General features: G+C 60.6%; 25 protein-coding genes. 13 read left to right on the top strand and 12 right to left on the bottom strand.

Features of this window, described 5'->3' with window-relative positions:
* Positions 1 to 24: 24 nt before the first annotated feature.
* On the bottom strand, positions 25 to 783 hold the full coding sequence (locus BMX80_RS08570) for an SDR family oxidoreductase (protein WP_071870797.1): 759 nt from the start codon (positions 781 to 783) through the stop codon (positions 25 to 27).
* Between the two features lie 118 nt (positions 784 to 901).
* Between BMX80_RS08570 and BMX80_RS08565 the strand changes: the two genes are divergently transcribed.
* The 6 genes from BMX80_RS08565 (at position 902) to dbpA (ending at position 7,223) form a co-directional block, all read left to right on the top strand.
* A complete protein-coding gene (locus BMX80_RS08565; protein WP_074867266.1) occupies positions 902 to 1,612 on the top strand; it encodes a HugZ family pyridoxamine 5'-phosphate oxidase in 711 nt (236 codons plus the stop codon).
* Between the two features lie 51 nt (positions 1,613 to 1,663).
* Entirely contained in the window at positions 1,664 to 2,095 is a 432-nt protein-coding gene (locus BMX80_RS08560; protein WP_071870795.1) for an FxsA family protein, read from the top strand.
* A gap of 195 nt (positions 2,096 to 2,290) precedes the next feature.
* Positions 2,291 to 2,584 carry a co-chaperone GroES gene (locus tag BMX80_RS08555; RefSeq protein WP_071870794.1) on the top strand — a complete coding sequence of 98 codons (294 nt, stop codon included), beginning with the start codon at positions 2,291 to 2,293 and terminating at the stop codon, positions 2,582 to 2,584.
* A gap of 45 nt (positions 2,585 to 2,629) precedes the next feature.
* A complete protein-coding gene (groL, locus tag BMX80_RS08550) occupies positions 2,630 to 4,273 on the top strand; it encodes a chaperonin GroEL (protein WP_074867264.1) in 1,644 nt (547 codons plus the stop codon).
* A gap of 149 nt (positions 4,274 to 4,422) precedes the next feature.
* On the top strand, positions 4,423 to 5,691 hold the full coding sequence (locus BMX80_RS08545) for an MFS transporter (RefSeq protein WP_074867262.1): 1,269 nt from the start codon (positions 4,423 to 4,425) through the stop codon (positions 5,689 to 5,691).
* A gap of 155 nt (positions 5,692 to 5,846) precedes the next feature.
* On the top strand, positions 5,847 to 7,223 hold the full coding sequence (gene dbpA / locus BMX80_RS08540; RefSeq protein ID WP_175474893.1) for an ATP-dependent RNA helicase DbpA: 1,377 nt from the start codon (positions 5,847 to 5,849) through the stop codon (positions 7,221 to 7,223).
* 145 nt (positions 7,224 to 7,368) lie between these two features.
* Here the strand turns inward: dbpA and BMX80_RS08535 are convergent, their stop codons facing one another.
* The 3 genes from BMX80_RS08535 to mpl are packed head-to-tail and all read right to left on the bottom strand — an operon-like array spanning position 7,369 to position 9,644.
* A complete protein-coding gene (locus BMX80_RS08535; RefSeq protein ID WP_074867258.1) occupies positions 7,369 to 7,659 on the bottom strand; it encodes a YceK/YidQ family lipoprotein in 291 nt (96 codons plus the stop codon).
* Positions 7,652 to 8,278 carry a flavin prenyltransferase UbiX gene (gene ubiX, locus BMX80_RS08530; protein WP_071870789.1) on the bottom strand — a complete coding sequence of 209 codons (627 nt, stop codon included), beginning with the start codon at positions 8,276 to 8,278 and terminating at the stop codon, positions 7,652 to 7,654. The genes BMX80_RS08535 and ubiX overlap by 8 nt, the downstream gene beginning before the upstream one ends.
* A 10-nt stretch (positions 8,279 to 8,288) precedes the next feature.
* Positions 8,289 to 9,644 (bottom strand): UDP-N-acetylmuramate:L-alanyl-gamma-D-glutamyl-meso-diaminopimelate ligase, encoded by a 1,356-nt coding sequence (gene mpl, locus BMX80_RS08525; RefSeq protein WP_074867256.1) that lies wholly within the window; start codon positions 9,642 to 9,644, stop codon positions 8,289 to 8,291.
* A 265-nt stretch (positions 9,645 to 9,909) separates the two neighbouring features.
* Here mpl and BMX80_RS08520 point away from each other — a divergent pair, with 265 nt between their 5' ends.
* Complete coding sequence (locus BMX80_RS08520; RefSeq protein ID WP_071870787.1) at positions 9,910 to 10,356, top strand: GNAT family N-acetyltransferase; 447 nt, start codon at positions 9,910 to 9,912, stop codon at positions 10,354 to 10,356.
* 70 nt (positions 10,357 to 10,426) lie between these two features.
* Here BMX80_RS08520 and BMX80_RS08515 read toward each other — a convergent pair whose 3' ends face one another.
* The 6 genes from BMX80_RS08515 to BMX80_RS08490 form a co-directional block, all read right to left on the bottom strand.
* Positions 10,427 to 10,990 (bottom strand): tetratricopeptide repeat protein, encoded by a 564-nt coding sequence (locus tag BMX80_RS08515; RefSeq protein WP_139214052.1) that lies wholly within the window; start codon positions 10,988 to 10,990, stop codon positions 10,427 to 10,429.
* A 66-nt stretch (positions 10,991 to 11,056) separates the two neighbouring features.
* A complete protein-coding gene (locus tag BMX80_RS08510; RefSeq protein ID WP_235821624.1) occupies positions 11,057 to 11,680 on the bottom strand; it encodes a hypothetical protein in 624 nt (207 codons plus the stop codon).
* 29 nt (positions 11,681 to 11,709) lie between these two features.
* Complete coding sequence (gene hemL, locus BMX80_RS08505; RefSeq protein ID WP_074867254.1) at positions 11,710 to 12,999, bottom strand: glutamate-1-semialdehyde 2,1-aminomutase; 1,290 nt, start codon at positions 12,997 to 12,999, stop codon at positions 11,710 to 11,712.
* An 18-nt stretch (positions 13,000 to 13,017) separates the two neighbouring features.
* Positions 13,018 to 13,650 (bottom strand): thiamine phosphate synthase, encoded by a 633-nt coding sequence (gene thiE / locus BMX80_RS08500; RefSeq protein ID WP_074867253.1) that lies wholly within the window; start codon positions 13,648 to 13,650, stop codon positions 13,018 to 13,020.
* Entirely contained in the window at positions 13,647 to 14,441 is a 795-nt protein-coding gene (gene thiD / locus BMX80_RS08495; protein ID WP_074867366.1) for a bifunctional hydroxymethylpyrimidine kinase/phosphomethylpyrimidine kinase, read from the bottom strand. Before thiD ends, thiE begins: the two co-directional genes overlap by 4 nt.
* Before the next feature lie 114 nt (positions 14,442 to 14,555).
* Positions 14,556 to 15,332 carry a substrate-binding periplasmic protein gene (locus BMX80_RS08490; protein WP_074867251.1) on the bottom strand — a complete coding sequence of 259 codons (777 nt, stop codon included), beginning with the start codon at positions 15,330 to 15,332 and terminating at the stop codon, positions 14,556 to 14,558.
* 149 nt (positions 15,333 to 15,481) lie between these two features.
* Between BMX80_RS08490 and BMX80_RS08485 the strand changes: the two genes are divergently transcribed.
* The 4 genes from BMX80_RS08485 to BMX80_RS08470 all read left to right on the top strand — a co-directional run bounded on the left by BMX80_RS08485 (position 15,482) and on the right by BMX80_RS08470 (position 20,885).
* Positions 15,482 to 15,907, top strand: coding sequence for an Mpo1 family 2-hydroxy fatty acid dioxygenase (locus BMX80_RS08485; RefSeq protein ID WP_071870783.1), 426 nt, complete (start codon positions 15,482 to 15,484; stop codon positions 15,905 to 15,907).
* A gap of 138 nt (positions 15,908 to 16,045) precedes the next feature.
* Positions 16,046 to 18,463 (top strand): hybrid sensor histidine kinase/response regulator, encoded by a 2,418-nt coding sequence (locus BMX80_RS08480; RefSeq protein WP_074867248.1) that lies wholly within the window; start codon positions 16,046 to 16,048, stop codon positions 18,461 to 18,463.
* Between the two features lie 111 nt (positions 18,464 to 18,574).
* Positions 18,575 to 19,201, top strand: a complete 627-nt coding sequence (locus tag BMX80_RS08475) for a TetR/AcrR family transcriptional regulator (RefSeq protein ID WP_074867246.1) — start codon at positions 18,575 to 18,577, stop codon at positions 19,199 to 19,201.
* 37 nt (positions 19,202 to 19,238) lie between these two features.
* Positions 19,239 to 20,885, top strand: a complete 1,647-nt coding sequence (locus BMX80_RS08470; RefSeq protein ID WP_074867243.1) for an acyl-CoA dehydrogenase family protein — start codon at positions 19,239 to 19,241, stop codon at positions 20,883 to 20,885.
* Here the strand turns inward: BMX80_RS08470 and BMX80_RS08465 are convergent.
* Positions 20,882 to 21,547 (bottom strand): YoaK family protein, encoded by a 666-nt coding sequence (locus BMX80_RS08465; RefSeq protein WP_074867241.1) that lies wholly within the window; start codon positions 21,545 to 21,547, stop codon positions 20,882 to 20,884. The two genes, BMX80_RS08470 and BMX80_RS08465, sit on opposite strands and share 4 nt — an antisense overlap.
* Before the next feature lie 65 nt (positions 21,548 to 21,612).
* The gene (locus tag BMX80_RS17825; RefSeq protein WP_175474891.1) at positions 21,613 to 21,780 is read right to left on the bottom strand and encodes a hypothetical protein; all 168 of its coding nucleotides are present in this window, start codon (positions 21,778 to 21,780) and stop codon (positions 21,613 to 21,615) included.
* Between the two features lie 202 nt (positions 21,781 to 21,982).
* On the opposite strand from BMX80_RS17825, the gene amn reads away from it, so the two are divergent.
* On the top strand, positions 21,983 to 23,434 hold the full coding sequence (gene amn / locus BMX80_RS08460; RefSeq protein ID WP_071871085.1) for an AMP nucleosidase: 1,452 nt from the start codon (positions 21,983 to 21,985) through the stop codon (positions 23,432 to 23,434).
* 73 nt (positions 23,435 to 23,507) lie between these two features.
* On the top strand, positions 23,508 to 24,164 hold the full coding sequence (locus BMX80_RS08455; RefSeq protein WP_083394279.1) for a pseudouridine synthase: 657 nt from the start codon (positions 23,508 to 23,510) through the stop codon (positions 24,162 to 24,164).
* Positions 24,165 to 24,184 lie beyond the last annotated feature (20 nt).

Genomic DNA, 24,184 nt, shown 5'->3' with positions numbered 1-24,184 from the left:
CGGCGTTTTTTTATCGCGGGCGAATTACAGGCGCAGGCCGCCGTCGAGCTCCAGAATACGACCGGTGTAGTAGTCGTTTTCGAAGATGTAGGCCACCGAGTGGGCGATCTCAGCCGGCTTGCCCATGCGGCGCAGCGGGATGCCTGAGGTCATCTTCTCCAATGCCTCGGGCTTCATGCCAGCGGTCATTTCGGTTTCGATAAAGCCCGGCGCAACGCCTGCTACGCGAATGCCGTAGCGCGCCAGCTCTTTGGCCCACACCACCGTATCGGCAGCCACACCCGCCTTGGCGGCGGAGTAGTTGGCTTGGCCCATGTTGCCAGCGCGGGAGATCGAGGAAATATTCACGATCGCGCCTTGTTGCTTCAGTTCGATCATCTTCGCCGCGACTTCGCGGGTGCACAGGAACACGCCGGTCAGGTTGACGTCGATCACCGACTGCCACTGCGCCAACGGCATCTTGGTCAGCTCGCCGTCTTTCACTTTAATGGTCAGGCCGTCGCGCAGAATCCCAGCGTTGTTGACTAGGCCATTGATAGCGCCGAAGTCTTCAGCCACTTGCGCCACCATGTGGGTGACTTGCTCTTCGTTGGCCACGTTGCACAGGTAAGCACGGGCATCGCCACCGGCGGCTTTGCAGGCAGCCACGGCGTCGTCGAGCTTCTCTTGGTTGAGGTCGACCAGCGCCAGCTTGGCGCCTTTGCCGGCTAAGTATTCGCCCATAGCGCGACCTAAACCTTGGCAGCCGCCAGTGATAATGATGACTTTGTCGGTCAGATTCATACAGGTAACCTCACATGAGTTGGAACGGATGGTGCTGCCTGCGGGCGCTTGATAGTGCGTGACTGGCAAGGGTGCGCCGGTTCTTAATGAGTTCGAACCTATCGTCAGGAGTCAAAAGGTGAGCAATGCTGCGATCAAGGATGCCCGAGAATTCCTTCTGAAGGAATACCAAGGGGTGCTCAGCACCCACTCGCAAAAATTCCCCGGTTATCCGTTTGGCTCGGTCGCGCCGTACTGTTTGGATGCCCAAGGCTTGCCGCTGCTGCTGATTAGCCGCATCGCCCAGCACACCCATAACTTAACCGCTGATGCGCGCTGCTCGCTGTTGATTGGTCAGCGCGGCGCCGAAGACGCGCAAGCCGCCGGGCGGCTGACCTTGCTTGCCGATGCCGCCCCGTTAACAGCGGCAGAAGTGGATGCGGCAGCGGCGCGCTATTACCGGTTTTTCCCCGAGGCGCAGGATTTTCATCGCATCCACGACTTCGACTTCTGGCGCTTAACCCCAGTGGCATGGCGCTTTATCGGCGGCTTCGGCGCAATTCATTGGCTGCCTGCGACGGGCGTGGCCGAAGCCAACCCGTTCGCCGGCGAAGTGGAAGAGGGCATGCTGGCGCACATGAACAGCGACCATCAGACCGCGCTGGAGCACTATCGTCAGGTCGCCGGCTTGCCCGCCGGGGCGATCAGCTTGGTCGGGCTGGATAGTCGCGGCCTGCATCTGCGTATCGGTAAAGGCGTGCACCGGCTGGCCTTTGCCGAGGTCTGTGAGACGCCCATGGCCGTGCGCCAAGCGCTGGTGCACATGGCGCGCAGCGACGACTGGGCTTGATAACCCCCGGCGGCGCCCCCACTTAATAGGCATGACAATCGGGAGGCGCCAATGCCCTTAGTGATTTTTTTACTGCTGCCGCTGGTTGAGCTGGCTTTGTTGATCCAGCTCGGGCAGGCCTGGGGCGTGTCGGGCGTGCTGATCGAGATCGTCGTCAGTGGCTTTATCGGCGTGTGGTTTATGCGTAACGCGGGCCTAGCTACTTTGCTGCAGAGCCAGCAAATGTTCGCCCGGGGTTATTTCCCCGAGCAAACCTTGCTGCGCGGCCTGTTGGCGGCGCTGGGCGGCTGGCTGCTGTTTATGCCCGGCGTGCTGACCGACGTTATCGGTCTGCTGCTGGTGTTGCCGTTTGGTCAAGGCTGGCTGGGCGCCTGGTTGCTGCGGCGCATGCAGCAGCGTCGACCACAAGGGGCTTACCAGCAGGGCGAGCCGAATCGCAGCGGCCCGCAAACGCTGGATGGCGAGTGGCGCCGGCTCGACTAAAAACCACATTTTTTTTCCGGCTGCCCTTGAAATGTGCGGGGCTGGCCCCACCTATCAAACACCGTAAGGTCCTGTCCCGTTTTTGGCAGGCATATTTTGTGATGCGCTCAGCGTGTCACGACCGGCGCCAAGCCGGCATTTGACAGTACGGCCGGGTTATCCCGGCGCGACAAACTCATTGGGAGAAATCGAGTAATGAAAATCCGTCCTTTGCATGACCGTGTTGTCATTCGCCGCAGTGAAGAAGAAACCAAAACTGCAGGTGGCATCGTTCTGCCGGGTTCTGTGGCTGAAAAGCCCAACCAAGGCGAGATCGTGGCAGTGGGCAATGGCCGCGTGCTGGACAACGGCGAAGTGCGTCCGCTGGCGGTCAAGGTAGGCGACAAAGTGGTGTTTGGCCCCTACTCGGGCAGCAACACCATCAAGGTCGACGGTGAAGACCTGCTGGTGATGAGCGAAAGCGAAATCCTGGCGGTTGTTGAAGCCTAAGCGTCTGCCAACCTGATTGACTTGATTTAACGAGGATTAAAGAGAATGGCTGCTAAAGAAGTGAAATTTGGTGATTCCGCCCGCAAGAAAATGCTGGTGGGTGTAAACGTTCTGGCTGACGCTGTGAAAGCCACTCTGGGCCCAAAAGGCCGCAACGTGGTGCTGGACAAGTCTTTCGGCGCGCCGACCATCACCAAAGACGGTGTGTCCGTAGCCAAAGAAATCGAACTGAAAGACAAGTTCGAAAACATGGGCGCGCAGCTGGTTAAAGACGTTGCCTCTAAGGCCAACGACGCTGCCGGTGACGGCACCACCACCGCCACCGTACTGGCTCAAGCCATCGTGAACGAAGGCCTGAAAGCCGTTGCTGCTGGCATGAACCCGATGGATCTGAAGCGCGGCATCGACAAGGCCACCGTGGCCATCGTTGCTGAGCTGAAGCAGCTGGCTAAGCCGTGCACTGACACTAAGGCCATCGCTCAAGTCGGTTCGATCTCGGCTAACTCCGACAGCTCCATCGGCGACATCATTGCCGAGGCCATGGCTAAAGTCGGTAAAGAAGGCGTGATCACCGTTGAAGAAGGTTCGGGTCTGGAGAACGAGCTGTCTGTGGTTGAAGGCATGCAGTTCGACCGTGGCTACCTGTCGCCCTACTTCGTCAACAAGCCAGACACTATGGTGGCCGAGTTGGACAACCCGCTGCTGCTGCTGGTTGACAAGAAAATCTCCAACATCCGCGAACTGCTGCCGGTGCTGGAAGCCGTTGCCAAGGCTGGTCGCCCGCTGCTGATCGTTGCTGAAGATGTCGAAGGCGAAGCGCTGGCCACTCTGGTAGTGAACAACATGCGCGGCATCGTGAAAGTGGCTGCGGTTAAGGCCCCGGGCTTCGGCGATCGCCGTAAGGCCATGCTGCAAGACATCGCTGTGCTGACTGGCGCCACTGTGATCAGTGAAGAAATCGGTCTGAGCCTTGAATCCGCGACGCTGGAAACTCTGGGCAACGCCAAGCGCGTGGTGCTCAGCAAAGAAAACACCACCATCATCGACGGTGCTGGCGTGCAGGGCGACATCGAGTCGCGCGTACTGCAGATCCGCAAGCAAATCGAAGAAACCACCTCTGACTACGACAAAGAGAAACTGCAAGAGCGTCTGGCCAAGCTGGCTGGCGGTGTTGCCGTGATCAAGGTTGGCGCAGCCACCGAAGTCGAAATGAAAGAGAAGAAAGCCCGTGTCGACGACGCCCTGCACGCTACCCGTGCAGCCGTTGAAGAAGGCGTGGTGCCTGGCGGCGGCGTAGCGCTGGTGCGCGCTCTGCAAGCTATCAGCGAACTGAAAGGCGACAACGCCGATCAGGACGTGGGCATCGCTCTGCTGCGTCGTGCGGTAGAAGCTCCGCTGCGTCAAATCGTCGCCAACGCTGGCGACGAGCCGAGCGTCGTGGTCGACAAGGTCAAGGGCGGCGAAGGCAACTTCGGTTTCAACGCAGCCACTGGCGTGTACGGCGACATGATCGATATGGGTATTCTCGACCCGGCCAAAGTAACCCGCTCTGCGCTGCAGGCGGCCGCTTCTATCGGTGGTCTGATGATCACTACCGAAGCCATGGTTGCTGAGATCCCAGAAGAGAAGCCAGCCATGCCGGATATGGGCGGCATGGGTGGTATGGGCGGCATGGGCGGCATGATGTAAGCCGAGCCCCGCTCACGAAAAACCGCGCTTCGGCGCGGTTTTTTTATGCGCCAAGAGTTAGCGGGCTAACGCGTTTAAGTCGATGTGGGTTGAGTCAGCGGCGTAGCGGCTTAATACTCGGCGCGCTGTGGTGTTTTCAGGTTGGAGAGATGAGTGTGACTGCGTCGTTTTCCCCAAGCCGTTTATCGGCGGGTACGGTGGTGCTGCTGGCGTCTTTGTACTGCGCGCAGGGCTTGCCGTCGGGTTTTATCGCCCACGCGTTGCCGGTGCTGTTACGCCAGCAAGGCGTCGATTTGGCTTTGATCGGTTTGCTGAAGCTGCTGGCCTTGCCGTGGCTGCTGAAGGTGCTTTGGGCGCCGTGGGTCGACCGTATCAGCTCGGCGCGGTTCGGCCATCACCGCGGTTGGATTGTGCCGCTGCAAAGCACCTTGCTGCTGGCACTGTTGGCGATGGCGTTGATGACACCGAGCTTTTTATTCGGCACCGGTTTTTGGTTATTGCTCGGCCTGTTGCTACTGGTGAATGTGGCGGCTGCTACGCAAGATATCGCCACCGACGGCTTGGCGGTGCGCTTATTGCCGGAGCGTTGGCGTGGGCTGGGTAACAGCTTGCAGGTGGGTGGTTACAAGGTGGGCATGCTGGTCAGCGGTAGTGGCCTGTTATTGGCCATCGATGCGCTGGGTTGGCATGTCAGCGTGGGTGTGGTGGCGGGGCTCTTGCTACTGATGCTGCTGCCGGTGCTGCTCTTTAATGAAAAACGCCACTTACCGCGCCAAGCCCGGCACGCGGAAACCGCCTTAGGGCCGCGCTTGTTGTGGCAGCACTACCAAGGCTTGTTGGCGCAGCCGGGTATGTGGGCGTGGCTGGCGGTGGTGTTGAGCTTTAAGTTGGGCGATGCCTTGGGCTCGCCGATGCTCAAGCCCATGCTGGTGGACCAAGGTTGGAGTAACATCGCACTGGGCCAACTGACCCTGATCAGTAGCCTCGTGGGCATTGGTGGTGCGTTGTTAGGTGGCCTGCTCTACGCCCGCTTGGGCGCTAAACGCTCATTGCTGAGCTTTGGTGCGCTGCAAGGGTTGACGATTGCGGCGCTGGCACTACTGGTGAGTCGCGGCAGCGATGTGTATTGGGTGTATGGCTTAAGTCTTTTTGAGCAGTTGGCCGATGGCATGTCCACCGTGGCGCTGTTCGCGGTGATGATGAACCACTGCCGTCCCGAGCACGAAGGCGCCGACTTCACCCTGCAAGCCAGTGCGCAGCTGTTACTGGCCGGCGTGGTGGGTGCGCTGAGTGGGGTGGTGGCTGCGCAGTGGGGCTATGCCGCACTGTTCGTGCTGGCCGGGGGCTTAGGTTTGGCGGTGTTGGTGATTGTGCTGAGGTTTTTCAGTCGGCAGAGGTTGGCGCCGAGTCAGGCTTAGGCGCTGAGGTTGTTGGGCAGTCTGTGCAGGTGCGGGTTTTTACCGGTCGCCCTGCACGGTCAGCTCCATGCGGTGCAAGGTCTTCGTAGGGGAAAGAAAGGCCGACTGCTAAACTGCGCGGGAATTTTCTTAAGGTACGCCCCGTGACTGACGCTCTGGCTTTTGCCCAACTCCCGCTGTCTGCCGACCTGCTGGCCAATCTCGATGCTTTGGGTTTTGCCCAGATGACGCCGATTCAGGCCGCCAGCTTGCCGCTGATGCTCAAAGGCCGCGATGTGATCGCGCAGGGTAAAACCGGCAGCGGCAAAACCGTGGCCTTTGGTTTGGCCTTGCTGGCGCCGCTTAATCCGCGCTTTTTCGGTTGTCAGGCGCTGGTGTTGTGCCCCACCCGTGAGCTGGCCGACCAGGTGGCCAAGTCACTGCGCCAACTGGCGCGCGCCGCGGGCAATATCAAGATTCTCACTCTGTGCGGCGGTGTGCCGATTGGCCCGCAGATTGGCTCGCTAGAGCACGGCGCGCACATCATCGTCGGCACGCCCGGCCGTGTGCAGGAGCACCTGCGCAAAGGCACCTTGGTGGTCGATGGGCTGAACACCTTAGTGCTCGACGAAGCCGACCGCATGCTCGACATGGGTTTCTACGACAGCATCGCTGAGATCATCAATCAGACCCCCAGCCGCCGTCAGACCTTGCTGTTCTCGGCGACCTATCCCTCGGGCATCCAGCAGCTAGCAGCCAGCTTTATGCGCAACCCCGAGCAGGTCCAAGTGGCCAGCCAGCACGACGAGCAGCAGATTGAGCAGCGCTTTTACGAAATCGACCCGCGCGAGCGTCTGCCGATGGTGGCGCGCCTGCTAGAGAAAACTCGGCCAAGTTCATGCATTGCCTTCTGCCACACCCGTCAGCAGTGTCAAGAGTTGGTTGATGTGCTGCGCGCGCAGCATATCGCTGCCTTGGCGCTACACGGCGATTTGGAGCAGCGCGAGCGCGACGAAGTGCTCACCCTGTTCGCTAACCGCAGCTGCACGGTACTGGTGGCCACCGATGTGGCCGCGCGCGGGCTGGATATCGCCGAGCTGCAGTTGGTGATCAACGTCGAGCTGGCCCGTGACCCTGAAGTGCATGTGCACCGCATTGGTCGCAGCGGCCGCGCTGGCGCAACCGGCTTGGCGTTTAGCTTAGTGGCCCCAGCGGAAGGGCAGCGCGCCCAGGCGATTGAAGAACTGCAAAAGCGTCCGCTGAACTGGTGCGACGTGGCTAGCTTGCCTGCCGCCAGTGGTGCGGGCTTGGAGCCTGTGATGCAAACCTTGTGCATTGCCGCGGGGCGCAAAGACAAACTGCGCCCCGGCGATATTCTCGGCGCGCTCACCGGCGATGCCGGCCTTGCCGGCGCGCAAGTCGGCAAGATCGCCATCTTCAACTTTCAAGCCTATGTGGCCGTGGAGCGCAGCGTGGCCAAGCAGGCGCTGAAACGTCTGACTGCCGGCAAGATTAAAGGGCGTAACTTGAAGGTGCGTTTGCTGAGCGTATAAGCAGCCCGCCTTGTTCTTAAATCGGCGAGCGGCTTAAGCACAAGGCGCCCGGAGCGCAGCAAACGAGACATACCTTTAGGTAGGCGAGTTGTGAGTACCGCGTAACGCAGTGACTGAGCGGTGCAGCCATTTAAGCAGTGCCTGACTAAAGCCCGCCTTGCACACGCAAACCCACGCCCAACTCGGCGGCAATCGCAAAGGGCAGCAGCAAGGTATCCAGCAAGGCGCTGGCCGGTAGGTCGAGTGCCGGGTAGGTCGGTGCTTCGGCGCCGAAGCGGTCGAGCGGGCAGCAACCGCCATTGATGCCGTACCAGTCGAGGCGCGTGCCGGCATAGATAATCGGCGCGCCGTCTTTGCTGGCGTTTAAGGTGCTCACACTGGCGCAGCCGTTCAGCAGCAGGGCGGCGAGGGCGGCCAGCACGAAGCGCTTAGTCATCGTGACTGCCGAGGTTTTGCTCGCCCCAGCGCGGCAGCAAGTCTTGGCTGATGCCCAGCTGGTTGAGAATGCGCGCGACGATAAAGTCGACCAAGTCATCTACGCTTTGCGGCTGGTGATAGAAGCCCGGCGCGGCGGGCAGAATCACTGCGCCTAGGTTGGATAGCTTGAGCATATGCTCCAGATGAATGCTCGACAGCGGCGTTTCGCGCGGCACTAAGATCAGCTGGCGGCGCTCTTTTAACGCCACATCGGCGGCGCGTTCGATCAGGTTGTTGCAGGCGCCGGTGGCAATCGCCGACAGGGTGCCGGTCGAGCACGGGCACACCACCATCGGCGCCGGATGGCTGGAGCCACTGGCCGGCGGGGCCATCCAGTCATTGAGGCCAAACACGCGAATCTGCCCTTCATCGGCGCCGGTGTATTGGCTTAAAAACGCCTGCATGGCCTGCGGTTTGGGCGGCAGGGCGACGTCGGTTTCGGTGGCGATCACCAAGTGCGCGGCCTTGGAAACCATCACATGCACTTCGCATTCGGCCTGTACCAAACTGTCGAGCAAGCGCAGCGCGTACTGCGCGCCCGAGGCACCGGTGATCGCAAGGGTGATGCGTGGGCGCATGGAGCCTCCGTTAGGCGCTTAAGGCGCTGGCCAGTTTGCCGTGCAGGCCGCCAAAGCCGCCGTTACTCATAATCAGCACATGGCTGCCGGGCGTGGCGAGGGCTTGAATGGCGGCGATCAGGCTGTCGAGGTTGTCGTGCACTTGCGCGGGGCTGCTGCAGTCGCGGGTCACCTCGTTTAAGTCCCAACCCAAGTTAGCTGGGGCAAACCACAACACCTGATCGGCCTGCGCCACGCTGGCGGCTAAGCCGTCGCGGTGTGCGCCGAGTTTCATGCTGTTGGAGCGCGGCTCCAGCACGGCGATGATTGGCGCGTCGCCAACGTTTTTGCGCAGGCCATCCAGCGTGGTGGCAATTGCGGTGGGGTGATGGGCGAAGTCGTCGTACAGGCAGATGCCGCGCGGCTCGGCGTACTTTTCCATCCGTCGTTTTACGTTCTTAAAGCGGCTCAGTGCTTGGGTGCCGATATCGCCGGTCACGCCCACATGACGCGCGGCGGCAAGCGTCGCCAAGGCATTGGCCACGTTATGGGCGCCGTTCAGCGTCCAATGCACTTCGCCCTGTACTTGGCCGTTAAACAGCACGCGGAAGGCGCTGCCGTCGGCGGCCAGTAGCTCAGCTTGCCAATCACCCTCAGGGCCAGTGGTCTGGATCGGGCTCCAGCTGCCCATGTCTAGCGTGCGCTTCAGGTTGCCATCGTCGGCAGGGCGAATAATCAAGCCGTCACCGGGGATGGTGCGCACCAAGTGGTGGAATTGCCGCTCGATGGCCGCCAGATCCGGGAAAATGTCCGCATGATCGTATTCCAAGTTATTGAGGATGGCGGTGCGCGGGCGGTAGTGCACGAACTTGCTGCGCTTATCAAAGAAGGCACTGTCGTACTCGTCGGCCTCGACGACAAAAAACGGCGTGTCGCCTAAGCGTGCCGAGATGCCAAAGTTCTGCGGCACGCCGCCAATCAAGAAGCCCGGCGCCATGCCGGCGTCCTCCAATACCCACGCCAGCATGCTGCTGGTGGTGGTTTTGCCGTGCGTGCCGGCCACGCCCAGCACCCAACGGCCTTGCAGTACGTGATCGGCCAGCCACTGCGGGCCGCTGACATACGCCAAGCCTTGGTTAAGCACGTACTCCACCGCCGGGTTGCCGCGCGACAGGGCATTGCCGATTACTACTAAGTCCGGCGCGCTGGCCTTGATGTGTTCGGCGCTGTAGCCCTCCATCAAGGTGATGCCTTGGGCTTCCAGCTGGGTGCTCATGGGCGGGTAGACGTTGGCGTCGCTGCCGCCGACTTCGTGCCCCAGCTCTTTGGCCAGTACCGCCAAAGAGCCCATAAAAGTGCCGCAAATACCCAAAATATGCAGTCGCATGACAAGCCTTGTGTCGAGAGAAGTACGCGCCAGCGCGTGATGGCGGCAGGTTAGCACAGCCGCTAAGGGGCTGTTGAGCACCGTGCGGCAGCGTCATTCATCATATTGATGGCGGGTTATGGCGTAGAAAATGACGGAATGCGGCGGGGATTTTTTTATCAAACGCTTGTTTGGATTGTGCTTTCCATTGGCCATCGTGCAGGATTAGTTCGCCTCAGGCTTTTGCCTCGGGTACCTCTAACGTCCAAGAAGTAGAGATAGACCTATGAGAATCCTGCCCGCCACCTTTGAGCACTTGGATGCGCTCGCCCCGTTATTCGTGACGTATCGCGAGTTTTATCAGCAGTTACCGAGCCCCGAAGCTTCGCGGCGCTTTCTGGAAGAGCGCATCAAGAATCAGGACGCCCGCCTGTTTTTGGCCATGGCTGATGATGAAGACAAAATTCTCGGCTTTATTCAGCTGTTCCCCAGCTTGTCGTCGTTATCGCTGAAGCCGGTGTGGGTGCTGAACGATATTTACGTGATTCCTGAGGCGCGCCGTCAGTTGGTTGCCGATCGGTTGATCTTAAAGGCGCGTGAGTTAGCCCAGCGTGAAGGCGTGATCGGTTTGCGTGCGGCCACCCGACAAGACAACGAAGTCGGCCACGAGCTGTACCGCTCGATGGGTTTTCAGGACGACGATATGTTCAAGCATTTCTCGCTGACGTTCTAAGCATCGCGAGCTAACTAAAACGGCGAGCCTAGGCTCGCCGTTTTGCTGTGTGGCCGATTAAGCGAATTGCTTAAGGCAGCGGTGTCGGTTGAGCGCCCAGCGGGGCGTTGGCCGGTAGCGACTGCAATTCATCGAGGTAGCGGCGGAAGATATCGCCCAGCACTTGAGTAGCAATGGCCAACTCGCTGCGCTGCATTTGTTCGGCCAGATGATCGGCATCATCCATCGCTTGGTCGGAACCGTTGACGGCGGCCATCTTCAAAATCACATAGGCCTGCACGTTATTGCCGTCGACACCTTGGCCTTGCCAGTACATCAGGCCTAGCAAGCGCTGCGCTTCGGCGTGGCCTTGCAGTGAGGCGAGCTCTAGCCAGTGCAAAGCTTGCGGCAAGTCTTGGCGCTCTAGCGGCTGCTTAAGCCAGTATTGACCCAGTTCGAATTGCGCTTGGCGGTCACCTTGAGCGGCCCAGTCGCTGCACTGACTCAGCGCTTGGGCGGCGCTCTCGGTGCTGCTTAAGCTCAGCAGGCAGCGCTCATCGCTGGGCAGCAGCAAGGTGTTGCTGTCGTCCAAGGCAAACAGCTGTGCGCTAAAGCACAGGCTAACAGGGATGAGCAGGCGGCGAACCAAAGTCACAACAGGGGGTTCCACAGTTTGATTAATCAGGCTCGAATCCGTACGAGCCTGACCATTATGCGGCAATTAGTCGGTCGGTGACAGTTCTGCGGCAGGCAGTGCCGGCAGGCGCAGCAGCACCCATAGCCACAGCGGATAGGCCAGCGTCAGTAGCGCATGGAACACATCGACACTGTAAAACGGCCCAAAGGTGCCTTGTGTGCCAATCCATAGCCCAGCGACGCTCAATAGCCCAGCACAGCCGAGGGCCGCGCCAAGCAGTGCTTTGTCGCGCCCATGCAGTAGCGCTGCATAGAGCAATAAACCCAGCGTGAGCAGATTCAGCAGCAGGCGATAGTGTTCGAACACGCCCGCTTGCCGGGCCAATTCAAAGAAGGCGCACAGACCTAAGATGGCGCGCCCCCAGCTGGATTTCTCCCAGCGCCAACCCCGCGCCAACACTAACGCAGCTAAGCCCAGTAGCGGCAAACCGAGCAAACTGCTGGCTTGGCTTAGCCAGCTATGCGCTGCTTGCACCGGTAGCTGCGGGCCATAGCGCAGCGCGCCTAAGGTGGCCGCGCTGGCGGTGAGCGCAAAGGCGAGAAACACGCAGAACCACAGTGGCTGCTCTATGGCCGCACGGCGACTTTGCTGACGTAGGGCGAGCACCGCGCAGACGGCGCAGGCCAAGGCCAATACGCCGTCGCTCACAAAGGTGCTCCACTGGGCCATTGGCACCATTAGCTGTTCTGCAGTGCAGCGAAGGCGCGTTCGGCGGCATCCAAGGTCAGTTTCAGCTCCGCTTCGCCGTGGGCAATGGAGGTAAAGCCGGCCTCGAAGGCACTCGGGGCTAAATACACACCGCCGTCGAGCATCAGGTGGAAGAAGCGCTTGAAGCGCTCGACATCGCTGGCCATCACATCCTCAAAGGTGACGATATCGTCGGCACCGCTGAAGTACAGGCCAAACATGCCGCCGGCTTGTGTGGTGACAAACGGAATGCCCGCCGCATCGGCACGCTCTTGCAGGCCTTGCAGCATGCGCGTGGTGTAGGTCTCCAGCTCGGCGTGGAAGCCATCACGGCTGATCAGCTTGAGGGTGGTCAAGCCGGCAGCCATGGCCAGCGGATTGCCCGACAAGGTGCCGGCTTGATACACCGGCCCCAGCGGCGCGATGCATTCCATAATCGCGCGCTTACCGCCAAAGCAACCGACCGGCATGCCGCCGCCGATGATCTTGCCGAAGGTGGTCAGGTCGGGGTTCACGCCGTAACGCGCTTGCGCGCCACCTAAGGCGACGCGGAAGCCGGTCATGACTTCGTCAAAAATCAGCACCACGCCGTGCTGGTCGCACAGCGCGCGCAGGCCTTCCAAGAAGCCCGGTGCCGGCGGTACGCAGTTCATGTTGCCGGCCACCGGCTCGACGATGATGCAGGCCACGCTTTGGCCCACGTCGGCCAAGGCGTTGGCCACGGCGTCGATGTCGTTAAACGGCAGGGTCAGGGTGTGCTTGGCAAAGTCTGCCGGTACGCCAGCCGAGCTAGGCACACCTTGGGTGAGCAGGCCGGAGCCGGCTTTCACCAGCAGGCTGTCGGAGTGGCCGTGGTAGCAGCCTTCAAACTTGATGATCGCGTCGCGGCCGGTGTAGCCACGCGCTAAGCGAATCGCGCTCATGGTCGCTTCGGTGCCGGAGCTGACCATGCGCACCAGCTCCATCGACGGCACCAGCTCGCAGACCAGATCGGCCATTTGCACTTCCAGCGCGGTCGGCGCGCCGTAGGACAAACCGTGCTCCAGTTGCTTGCGCACCGCATCTAATACGTCAGGATGGCTGTGACCGAGGATCATCGGGCCCCATGAGCCGACGTAATCGACATAGCGCTTGTCATCTTCGTCAATCACATAGGCGCCTTGCGCGTGCTTAAAAAACAGCGGTGTGCCGCCGACGCTTTTAAACGCGCGTACCGGTGAGTTTACGCCACCGGGGATATGGGCTTGGGCTTGTTCAAACAGGCTGGCTGAGCGGGACATGGCAGTTCTCGTAAACGGTCAGGAATGAATCAGCTCGACAAACGCACGCGCGCGGCGTTCTACCTCGGCGGCGTTGTCGGCGGCGAATAGGCTGTTGACCACCGCAAGGTAGTCGGCGCCGGCATCGAGCAGGGATGCGGCATTATCCAAGCTCACGCCGCCAATCGCCACCTTAGGCAAACGGCTTTGTTGACCGGCGTCATGCAGAATCGACAGCGGCGCGGCGGCAGCGCCGGGCTTGGTTTTAGACAGAAAAAAACGCCCGAAGGCTAAGTAGTCGGCGCCAGCCTGCTCGGCAGCGGCGGCCAACTCCAGATTGGCGTGGCAGGTGGCGCCCAGCAACGCGCCTTGCGGCAAGCGCGCGCGGGCCTCGCTCAGCGAGCCATCGGTTTGCCCCAAGTGCACGCCGTGCGCTTCTACGGCTAAGGCCAGCGCCACGTCATCGTTAATAATTAGCTGCGCGCCGTAGCGTTCGCACAGTTCGCGTAGGCGCAGCGCTTCATCGTGGCGGCGAGCTTGGTCGCGGGTTTTATCGCGGTATTGCAGCAAGCTGGCGCCGCCTTTGAGCACCGCCTCGCAGTAGGGCAGCAAGCGGTCGTCGGCTAATAGAAGGCTGTCGGTGATGGCATACAGGCCGCGAGTGAGGCTCATGCTTGCTCCGGGCGAATACGCCGTGGCAGCCATTGGCCGCTGCCGGGTTGGTCGGCATTGAGTAAGCACTGCCAGGTGTAGTCCAGCGCTTGTTGGCAGGCGCTGGGCAGGCTAATGCCTTGGGCAATTAAACCGGCCACGCTGGCCGCTAAGGTGCAGCCGGAGCCGTGATAGCTGCCGGGCAGACGGGCGCAGTCCCAGCTGTGATTGCCATCGTGGCGGGTAAACAGGCGATTGGTGACGTTCACCGTGTCGTCATGCGCGCCGGTAATCAACACCGCTGGGGTGAGCTTAAGCAGTTGCTCGGCGCAGGCCTGTACACTGGCTTGCTCATCAAGGCCGGCGAGCTTTTGCGCTTCCGGCAGATTGGGGGTGATCAGCGTGGCGCGCGGTAGTAATTGCTCGCGCAGCACGCTTAGCAATTCGCTATCGGCCAAAGGCGTGCCGCCACCGGCGCGCAGCACCGGGTCGATAATCAGCGGTGCGTTAATGCCCTGCGCAATCTCAGCGACTTGCAGGGCCATGGCGGCGCTGCCGAGCATGCCAAGTTTTATCGTTGCGATCGGTTGATCGGCCTGCAACAGCGCCACACAGCGTGCCACCCATGCTGGGTCTTGCGGTAGCACGGCGGCGACATTGTGGGTGTCTTGGCAGGTGAGCGCGGTGATCACTGGCAGGGCGTGACAATTCAGCGCTGCCAGCGTTTCGATATCGGCTTGAATGCCGGCGCCGCCGCTGGGGTCGTGGCCGGATAAACACAGCACGCCGGGGCGGTGAGGGTAGTGATTGATCATGCCGCGCAGCTTATCACTTTGCGCGCGGCGGATGGCTCGCCAAAGCAAGCGCTGATTGAATCGCCGAACGGTTCAAGCACAGCGCAGTGATTGGATTAAATCAGTGCTTCCCTAACGCAAGCCGTGGCGCAGCAAGATGGCGTCTAGCTCGCCGCTGTCTTTGAGCTGTTGCAGGCCTTGGTCGAAGCTCTGCAGCACAGTTTGGCCGCGCGCTTGGTTTTTCATGGTGACTAAGTGCAGGGTTTTGCTTTCAAACGCGGGCTCCACGGCAATCAGCTCTTCGGCAAACCACGGGTAGCGACGGGCGATCCAATAGCGGGCGACGAAGAAGTCGATAAAGATCAGGTCGACACCGCCGCGAAACAACTTGGCGAGGTTTTGCTCGTCGGAGACGGCCAGATCACGCTCGAACAGTTCCGAGGCATCGAGCACCGGATGATTGATATAGCCACGAACCAAGCCGAGGGTTTTCCCTTGCAGTTCAGCCACTGCGGCGTTGGGGTCGCTTTGCGGGTTATGCACCAGCGTAAAGCCGCTGTCTTTGCGTGCATATAAGCCCACTGGGCCGCCGGGAAAGGCTTGTGAATAGCTCAGGCTGGGTCTTTGTTGCGGGTCGTAGTATTCGGGAAATAAGCCGTCGACTTCGCCTTTGCGCACCATGCGCAGCGCGCGTGCCCAAGGGGCGAAGCGGATCTCCACGGTTTGCCCGCTGGCGGCAAAGGCCAGTTGCATCACTTCGCTGGCGTAACCCTGCGCTGGCAGGGTTTGCCCCACATAAGGCGGCCAGTCGAGGGTGACTAAACGCACCGGCGCCGGCGTTTCGGCCCACGCCCAAGGGCTTAACAGCGCCACGCAGAGCAGATAGCAACAGCGGCGTAAGCGGATCATGCAAGCGAGCCTCTACGACAATGCTGGGGTGTTGAATCAAATAAAGTATAGCGCCTGCATTTTGGCCGGCAGGGACAGTTCATCGCACTTGAGCCAAGCCGCACCTGTGGCCAGACTGGAGGTATAACAACGCGACGAGGAGCCTTGTGATGCGAACCTTGGATCAATGGTTAGATGACTACGCCGATAGCCATCAAGACCCTGTCAATAAAGCCTTTCACTGGGTGTGCGTGCCGCTGATTACTTTCAGCTTGCTGGGCATGCTGTGGGCCTTGCACCCGGCGGTGATGCTGGCCTTTATCGGCGTGGCGCTGGCGTTTTATTTCAGTCTGTCGTGGCGGGTGGCCGTGGTGATGGCGGCGCTGAGCGTGCTGGTGATCGCTGTGCTAACCCAGCTGCAGCAGGTGTTTTGGCCGTCGTTGATTATCTTTGTGCTGGCTTGGGTGGGGCAATTTATTGGCCACCATGTGGAAGGTAAAAAGCCGTCGTTCTTTAAAGACGTGCAGTTTTTGCTGGTGGGGCCGGTGTGGTGTCTGACCTTTTTGTATCGCCGTATGGGCTGGCGCTACGCCTAAAGTCGCCTAGTTTTACCCCTGAAACGGCCCGCCTTGTGCGGGCCGTTGCGTTTATAGCCACGATTGGCCGTGCCGCCTGTGCTAGAGTCGCCTATCCTTTTATTGAACTAATCAGTCTGTTTGTGTGGTGGGGTGGCAATGGGTTTTCTCTGCAAGCGCGGGCTGGTGTTCGTGGCGTTATTGAGCCTGTTGCTGACTTTGCCGGCCAAGGCGTTGACCTTTGACGAGTTCTTGCAAAGCGAGCCCTTGGGCCAGCATGTGGAAGTGTTGGAGGATGTGCGCGGTGAGTGGACCATTACCGACGTGGCCTCGCCGCAGTTGCTGCGTAGTTTTCGCCCGCTCAGCCAGCCGGTGCTCAATGCCGGTTATTCAAACTCGGTGTTCTGGCTGCGCTTAGTGCTGGATTACCAGCCGGTGACCGAGCAACGCGATGCCCGCTGGTTGCTCGAACTCGCTTACCCGCCGCTGGACAGCGTTAAGCTGTATGTCACCCAAGAGGGCCAGTGGCGGGAGATTGCCAGCGGCGATAGCCTGCCGTTTGCCGCACGGCCGATCAAAGCGCATACCTATTTATTCCCCTTACCCTTAGCCGCCGGGCAGAGCGAGGTGGTGTACCTGCGCCTGCAGTCGGAGGGTTCGCTGCAGGCGCCGTTAACCTTGTGGTCGCCGATCAGTTACCTAGAAGAACAGCCCGGGCGCATCTATGCCTTGGGCATGATCTACGGCGTGCTGCTGGTGATGCTGGTGTACAACCTGTTCATCTTCATCAGTGTGCGCGACTGGTCGTACCTGTTTTACATCCTCTATATCGGCTCATTCGGGCTGTATCAGCTGTCGGTCAATGGCGCGGCAATCGAATACTTCTGGCCGGATAACCCCTGGTGGGCCAACGCCGCGACGCCGTTCTTGGTGGGGATGGCCGGGGTGTTTGGCAGCCAGTTCGCACGCAGCTTCTTGCACACCAGTGAGCACTCGCCGTGGCTCGACCGCCTGTTGCTGGCGTTGATGCTCTGGGCGGCCGGCTGCATGGTGCTGGCGCTGACCAGTAGTTACAGCGTCGCTATGCCATTGGCCACCTTAATGGCCTTGGTGTTCTCGGTGTTGGTGTTCACCGCCGGCTTAGTCGCCTTGTGGCGCGGCATGCGTGTGGCGCGCTACTTCTTATTTGCCTGGACGGCGTTCCTCTTGGGCGGGGTGATTAATACCCTGATGGTGATGGGCTATCTGCCCAACATGTTCCTCACCATGTACGCCAGCCAGATTGGCTCGGCAATTGAGGTGGCGCTGCTGTCGTTGGCCTTGGCCGACCGCATCAATGCACTGAAAGAAGAACGTGCGCGCATCCTGCATGAGGCCAGCGAAAAACTGCAGGTGCTGAACAAAGAGCTGGCCAACAGCAACCGCTTGAAGGACGAGTTTTTAAGCAACCTGACCCACGAGCTGCGCACGCCGATGAATGGGGTGATTGGCGCCTTGGAGCTGATGCAGACCGTGCCCATGAGCACGGAATTGCAGGAGTACCAACGCACCGCTACCGGCTCGGCGCGCGACATGCTGCGCATGGTGGATGACATTCTGGCCCTGACGCAGTTGCAGGCCAGCAAGCTATACGCCTTGCACGAGCCCTTTAGCCTGCGCAGTTTGCTCGATGGCTTGCGCCAAGACTTCGCCCCCAAAGCGCAAGCGCGCGGGCTGACCTTTACCGTGCAGCTGGATGAAAAGCTCCCCGATATCGTGGAAAGCGATGCCGGTAAGCTCGCTCAAGCGCTGAGCTATTTGCTCGATAACGCGCTGAAATTTACCCGCAAGGGCCATGTGCGCTTGCAGGTTAGCCAAGCCAGTGCCGAGCCCGGGCGTTCCCTCACCCTGCGTTTTGAGGTGAGCGATACAGGCATCGGTTTTGATGAAGAGTTTGGCCAGCGCATCTACGACAACTTCCGCCAAGCCGATGGCTCGCATTCGCGCGCCTATGCCGGGCTGGGCATTGGTTTGAGCCTGTGCCAGCAGCTGGTCGGTTTGCTGCGCGGCGAGCTGAGCCACACCTCGACGCCCAATGTGGGTAGCTGCTTTACCTTAAAGCTAAAGCTAGGTTTGCCGCACACCGGCCGGCCGCTGCACGAATTGCCCAAGCGACTGCCGGACGAGACCTTAACCCTGCACCGTGAACCGCACGAGTGCAAAGTGCTGTTGGTCGAGGACGACCCAGTGAACCAGCTGGTGATTCGCGGCATGCTGCTGCGTTTGGGCTATCAGGTGCGCACCGCCGATAACGGTGAAGAGGCGCTAACCATCGTCGGCCGTGAAGCCTTCGATGGCGTGCTGATGGATTGCCAAATGCCCTACATGGACGGCTTTGCCGCGTGTCGCGCCCTGCGTGAACTGCCCAGCGGCAAGCAGCTACCGGTGCTGGCGGTGACTGCTTACACACAAAACGCCGACCGTGAGCGCTGCTTGGCTGCTGGCATGGATGACTACTTGGCCAAGCCGGTGCGGCTAGAAGAGCTCAAGTTGCTCTTGCAGCGCTGGGTGTTGGCGCGGCCGCACGTGGGGCAATAAGTGCCGATGCTGCACAAACTTGGCCTTTTTGTCGCAATGACTGGCTGAACTCGCGCTTCTGTGAAAGTATGAATCCTGATTCACTTCTTGCCTCAAGAAACAGGATTCTCCATGGCTTATCGACACACCCCTGAACGCCAAGCGCGCGACCGTGCGCAGCGTGAGCATGTGCTGCAGTTGGCGCTGGCGCTGGTGGTAGAAGGCGGCTTTGCCAGCCTCACCATGCAGCGCTTGGCCAAGGCCGCTGACATGGCCACCGGCAGCTTATATCGGCATTTTGCCGGTAAAGGCGAGCTGGCGGCGGAAGTGTTTTGCTTGGCCAGCCAACGCGAAGTAGAGGCTCTGCAGGAGGTGCTCGCCACCGACGGCAGCGCACTGCAACGCCTGCGTGCGGGTATCGAACGCTTTGCCCGGCGTGCTTGGGATAGCCGCCAACTGGCTTGGGCCTTGATTGCTGAACCGGTCGATCCGCAAGTCGAAGAGCAGCGCCTGCGCTACCGCGAAGCCTACGCCGAGCTGTTTGCCGGGGTGCTGCGCGAGGGCGAGCAGCATGGCGAATTCCGCGTTTCTCATCCGCACCTTGTCGCGGCATGCATGGTTGGGGCGATCTCCGAGGTACTGGTCGGCCCGCTGTCGCCACAGGCGCGCGCGCAGCGTAGCGAAGCGCAAGTCGAAGATGACTTGCAGCAGGTGCGCAGCACGCTCATCCATTTTTGTTTAGGCGCCTTGGCCAGCTAAGCCGCCAGCGCCTAATTAATTCACCGGAGTGAATCGCATGTCCGCCAGCCAATTTGCCGAAACCCACGAAGTGTTTAATCAGGTGCCGAGCCTCGACGGCGCCAACCTGTACCGCTTAGACACGCCGTTGCAGGCCTGGGTTAAGCACTACGGCGGCAGCTTTGCCGAGGCGCAACTGCAAGCGTACGGCGCCTTGGCCGGCGGCCCACTGATGGCGGCGGGCTTTTTAGCCAACGAAAACAAGCCGGTGTTTAAAACCCACGACCGCTATGGCCACCGGGTCGACTTGGTGGAGTTTCACCCGGCCTACCATGAGCTAATGCGCACTGCGATTGCCCACGGTATTCCTTCATCGCCCTGGCAGGACCCGCGCGAAGGCGCCCACGTGGCCCGCGCGGCGATGAACTACCTGCATAACCAAGCCGAGGCCGGCAATGCCTGCCCGTTGACTATGACCTTCGCCAGCGTCGCCAGCCTGCGTTTGCAGCCAGATTTGGCCGAGGTCTGGCTGCCCAAAGTACTCAGCCGTGAATACGACCCGCGTAACTTACCGATCAACGAGAAAACTGGCGCCACTATCGGCATGGCGATGACCGAGAAGCAAGGTGGCACCGACGTGCGCGCCAACACCACGCGTGCCACGCCAGTGGGTGTTGGCGGCCCGGGGCAGGCTTACGAGCTGGTCGGGCATAAGTGGTTTTGCTCGGCGCCGATGTGCGATGCCTTCTTAACGCTGGCTAATACCGACAAGGGTTTGTCGTGCTTCTTGCTGCCGCGTCACCGCCCGGATGGCACGCGCAATCAGTTTTATGTACAGCGGCTGAAAAACAAGCTGGGCAACTGGGCCAATGCCTCCAGCGAAGTGGAATACCGCGGCGCGCTGGCGTGGATGGTCGGCGAAGAAGGCCGAGGCGTGGCGACCATTATCGAGATGGTCGCGCTGACCCGTTTCGATTGCATGATTGGCTCCAGCAGCCTGATGCGCCAAGCGCTGACGCAAGCCACCCACCACTGCGCGCACCGCAAAGTGGGTGGCCGTGTGCTGGCCGAACAGCCGCTGATGCAGAATGTCTTGGCTGATTTGGCGCTCGAAAGCGAAGCCGCGTTGGCGCTGACCTTGCGCCTTGGCCGCGCGCTGGATCGTCAGCACGACGAGCAAGAAGACAAGTTCATGCGCCTGATGACCGCTGTGGGTAAATATTGGATCTGCAAACGTGCGCCGACCATGATCGCCGAGGCCTCCGAATGCCTAGGCGGCGCCGGTTATGTGGAAGAAACCATCATGCCGCGCCTGTACCGTGAGGCGCCGGTGAACTCCATCTGGGAAGGCTCCGGCAATGTGCAGTGCCTAGACGTGCTGCGTGCCTTATCGAAAGAGCCGGGCGTACTCGAAGCGTTGTTTCATGAGCTGGGCGATGGCAGCGGCGATCGCTATTTGCAGGCGCATATCCAACAGCTAAAAAACGACTTTGCCGACACCGCTGATATTCAGTACCGCGCCCGGCAGCTCACCGAAGATGTCGCTGTGGCCATGCAGGCCAAATTGCTGTTGGAGGCCGGCAATAGCACCGTCAGTGATGCCTTTATCGCCAGTCGCATCGCCGGGCGTGGCCGGGTGTACGGCACCTTGCCGCGTGGCACGGATGTCGAAGCCTTGTTGGCGCGCAGCACGCCGCTGGTTTAATGGCGCGGCGCTGGACGCCACAGATACCAACCACCGGCCGCCAGTAAGCTGGCCGCCAGCGCAGGCCAGAGCAGCGCGTTGTAGCTGTGCGCGAGGTAACTCAGCGTGCCCAGCACGCCGCCGACAATAAAGCCGCTGGCCAACAGCAAGTACAGCCAGATGCGCCGGCGGTCGGCGCGCTGACCGCGCAGGCGTTGCCCCAGCATGATGCCTAAGTCGGTAAAAATGCCGGTCACATGGGTGGTGCGCAGCAACGCGCCGCTGTAGGTGGTGGTCATGCCGTTTTGCAGGCCGCAAGCCAGCGAGGCCAAGTAATGGCCGGCGCTATGGTTGTACTGCAGCAACAATGCCGCGCACACCAGTAGCAAGGCTTCTAGGCCCAATACCCCGCTGTAACGGCGGTCGGCGCGCAAGGCTTGGTGGTTAATCAGCGCGGCACTTAATGCGGCGCCGAGCACAAAGCTCAGCATGATGGCCAAGAGGTGCAGCGCTGCCTGCCATTGCCCTTGCGCCAACTCAACGCCCAATAGCGAAGAGCTGCCGGATAAATGCGACACCCCTTGATGGTTAAACCCCAGCAAGGCAATGGCATTCACGCTGCCAGCCACCAGCGCCAAGGCAAAGCTGCCCAGCTCCACCCAGCGTGGGAGTTGTTTCAACATAGCGGGGCCTCTAGGCAACAACGACTGGCGACGTTATGCCCTAGCGGCCCCGCCTCTGCCAAGTGTTAGCTGGCTTTGGCCAGCGGCATGCGCGGCCACGGATGCGGCGCATTGAGGCGCTGGCGCAGCTGCTCGGCAAATTGCTCGGCCGCCGCCTGATTGGGCATGCGGATACGTTGCTTGGCAAAACACACCAGCCAAAGATCCCCTTCGGGGCGAACGGTCACGTGCATGAGGCAATCCTCCTGAGCTTTGTCTATCGCCAGTCTAGAGGGCCATGGTGTTAAAAAGATGACCTGCATCAAGCCTGCGCGCATGTCACATAAGCTTCATTAAATGACCCCTCTGCAGGGTGCAAGGCTGCGCTAAAACGGCGACACTGAAGACGACAATCGGCGAGGGAGTGAGCCCGTGAGTGCTGTGTTAATTCACGAAATGGTGGTGGTCGCCACCGCAGAAGAAGCCGTGCAGCGGCTCGATAATCTGTACCAACAAGCGCAGGCCGCTTTACGCCAAGCCTTGGCGGAATACCTGCGCAGTCGGCGCCAACCCAGTCGCAGCGAACGCGAGCGGTTTTGTTACCCGCAGCTGCGCCTGACCTATCGTTGTCAGGGCGAAGTGCCGAGCACCGTGCGTGCGTATGCCAAAGTGCAGTTGCCGGGCGTGTATCAAGTCACGGTCACCCAGCCGCAGGCCTTTCGACGCTATTTGCTCGATCAGCTGACGCCCCTGATGGCCGACTTCAGCGTCACCGTCGAGGTCGGCGCTAGTCAGCAATGCATTCCTTATCCGTATGTGATGGAAGGCAGCGACGAGCTGGCCGGCAGTGGCGTCAGTGCTGCCGAGTTGGCGCGGGTCTTCCCGAGTGCGGATTTATCCACCGTCAGTGATAGCGTGGCCGACGGTCTGTATGACTGGAGCGATAACGAGCGCTTGCCGCTGGCGCTGTTCGATGCGGCGCGCACCGACTTTTCGTTACGCCGCCTCGTGCATTACACCGGCAGTGATTGGCGCACGGTGCAGCCGTGGATTTTGCTCACCAACTACCACCGCTATGTGGATCAGTTCATTCGTTATGCGCTGGAGCAACTGCGCAGCGATACGCGCTATCAGGCGCTGGTGCTGCCCGGCAATGTGCGGGTCACGCGTGAGCAAAGCCCCGCCGAACAGCAGGCCTTGGTGGATGCCGTGGAATGGCACCGCTTTCAAATGCCCGCCTACCACCTGCAAACCAGCGATAGCCAAGGCATCACCTTAATCAATATTGGCGTGGGGCCGGCGAATGCGAAAAACATCACCGATCACTTGGCCGTGCTGCGCCCGCATTGTTGGCTGATGATTGGCCACTGCGGCGGCCTGCGTCAGTCGCAGACCATTGGCGACTATGTGCTGGCGCATGCCTACATGCGCCGCGATGGCATTCTCGACCGCGTGCTACCGCCGAATATTCCCATCCCCGCGCTGGCTGAAGTGCAACAAGCCCTGCAAGAAGCCGCCGCGCAAGTCACTGGTGAGCAAGGCGATGCGCTGAAGAAACGTCTGCGTACCGGCACTGTGCTGACCTACGACGACCGCAACTGGGAGCTGCACTGGGCCCACGAACGGGCGCTGATTAACCTGTCGCGCGCGGTGGCGGTGGACATGGAAAGCGGCACCATCGCCGCGCAGGGTTATCGCCTGCGAGTGCCCTACGGCACCTTGCTGTGCGTGTCGGATAAGCCACTGCACAGCGAAATCAAACTGCCTGGCGCCGCTACGGGCTTTTATCAGCGCGCGGTGAGCCAACACTTAGCGATTGGTATTGCCACCTTGCAGCGTTTACAGGGCCAGCTGAATAACCTGCACTCGCGCAAGCTGCGCAGTTTCGACGAGCCACCGTTCCGTTAAGCGGCAGCGTGCGGCGCTTTGGTTGCGCGTGCAGCAGCGGCATAATGGCGGCCGTTTTTATTCAGGGGGCGTTATGCCGCGTTCACGTCGGCCCACAGTGGGGGCCGCTTTTGCCAAGGCCCGCGCTGCCAGCAAGGGGCAGGCCAAGGCAGCACCGCGTCGCCAAGCCAAACCAGCACCGCTGGAGCCCAAGCTGATCCTGCTGAATAAGCCCTTTGATGTGCTCACCCAGTTCACCGATGGCCAAGGGCGGCAAACGCTCAAGGATTTTGTCAGCGTGAGCGGGGTTTACCCGGCAGGCAGGCTCGATCGTGATAGCGAAGGCCTTGTGCTGCTCACCAACGATGGCCAGTTGCAGGCACGCATCGCCGACCCTGCGCACAAGTTGGCAAAAACCTACTGGGTACAGGTCGAAGGTGAGCCGAGTGATGTGCAGCTGCGTCAGCTGCGCAAAGGGGTTGAACTCAAAGACGGCTGGACGCTACCGGCGGTGGTGGAGTGCATGCCCGAGCCAGAGCTGTGGCCCCGTAACCCGCCAGTACGCTTTCGCAAAAACGTACCGACCAGCTGGTTGTCGCTGACTATTCGTGAAGGGCGCAATCGCCAAGTGCGGCGTATGACGGCGGCAGTCAATCTGCCGACCCTGCGCTTAGTGCGGGTGAAAGTCGGTCCGTGGCAGCTAGATGACTTAGCGCCCGGACAGTGGCGCGAGGTGCCCGCGCAGCTGTAGCGCGGGCTGGCTGGCACGGC

The sequence above is a fragment of the Atopomonas hussainii genome (assembly GCF_900109735.1).
In the GTDB taxonomy this organism is placed as follows: Bacteria; Pseudomonadota; Gammaproteobacteria; order Pseudomonadales; family Pseudomonadaceae; genus Atopomonas; species Atopomonas hussainii.
The sequence above is the reverse complement of the archived record's forward strand: the minus strand, read 5'-3'. Positions and strand labels throughout refer to the sequence as shown.

Coding starts and splice junctions, on each gene's coding strand:
- BMX80_RS08485 (WP_071870783.1), top strand. CDS start 15,482: ATGCGAACCTTGGATCAATGGTTAGATGACTACGCCGATAGCCATCAA.
- BMX80_RS17825 (WP_175474891.1), bottom strand. CDS start 21,780: ATGCACGTGACCGTTCGCCCCGAAGGGGATCTTTGGCTGGTGTGTTTT.
- BMX80_RS08465 (WP_074867241.1), bottom strand. CDS start 21,547: ATGTTGAAACAACTCCCACGCTGGGTGGAGCTGGGCAGCTTTGCCTTG.
- ubiX (WP_071870789.1), bottom strand. CDS start 8,278: ATGCGCCCACGCATCACCCTTGCGATCACCGGTGCCTCGGGCGCGCAG.
- hemL (WP_074867254.1), bottom strand. CDS start 12,999: ATGTCCCGCTCAGCCAGCCTGTTTGAACAAGCCCAAGCCCATATCCCC.
- BMX80_RS08545 (WP_074867262.1), top strand. CDS start 4,423: ATGAGTGTGACTGCGTCGTTTTCCCCAAGCCGTTTATCGGCGGGTACG.
- BMX80_RS08470 (WP_074867243.1), top strand. CDS start 19,239: ATGTCCGCCAGCCAATTTGCCGAAACCCACGAAGTGTTTAATCAGGTG.
- groL (WP_074867264.1), top strand. CDS start 2,630: ATGGCTGCTAAAGAAGTGAAATTTGGTGATTCCGCCCGCAAGAAAATG.
- mpl (WP_074867256.1), bottom strand. CDS start 9,644: ATGCGACTGCATATTTTGGGTATTTGCGGCACTTTTATGGGCTCTTTG.
- BMX80_RS08560 (WP_071870795.1), top strand. CDS start 1,664: ATGCCCTTAGTGATTTTTTTACTGCTGCCGCTGGTTGAGCTGGCTTTG.
- BMX80_RS08490 (WP_074867251.1), bottom strand. CDS start 15,332: ATGATCCGCTTACGCCGCTGTTGCTATCTGCTCTGCGTGGCGCTGTTA.
- BMX80_RS08480 (WP_074867248.1), top strand. CDS start 16,046: ATGGGTTTTCTCTGCAAGCGCGGGCTGGTGTTCGTGGCGTTATTGAGC.
- BMX80_RS08475 (WP_074867246.1), top strand. CDS start 18,575: ATGGCTTATCGACACACCCCTGAACGCCAAGCGCGCGACCGTGCGCAG.
- BMX80_RS08570 (WP_071870797.1), bottom strand. CDS start 783: ATGAATCTGACCGACAAAGTCATCATTATCACTGGCGGCTGCCAAGGT.
- BMX80_RS08555 (WP_071870794.1), top strand. CDS start 2,291: ATGAAAATCCGTCCTTTGCATGACCGTGTTGTCATTCGCCGCAGTGAA.
- BMX80_RS08535 (WP_074867258.1), bottom strand. CDS start 7,659: ATGACTAAGCGCTTCGTGCTGGCCGCCCTCGCCGCCCTGCTGCTGAAC.
- BMX80_RS08520 (WP_071870787.1), top strand. CDS start 9,910: ATGAGAATCCTGCCCGCCACCTTTGAGCACTTGGATGCGCTCGCCCCG.
- thiE (WP_074867253.1), bottom strand. CDS start 13,650: ATGAGCCTCACTCGCGGCCTGTATGCCATCACCGACAGCCTTCTATTA.
- amn (WP_071871085.1), top strand. CDS start 21,983: ATGGTGGTGGTCGCCACCGCAGAAGAAGCCGTGCAGCGGCTCGATAAT.
- BMX80_RS08455 (WP_083394279.1), top strand. CDS start 23,508: ATGCCGCGTTCACGTCGGCCCACAGTGGGGGCCGCTTTTGCCAAGGCC.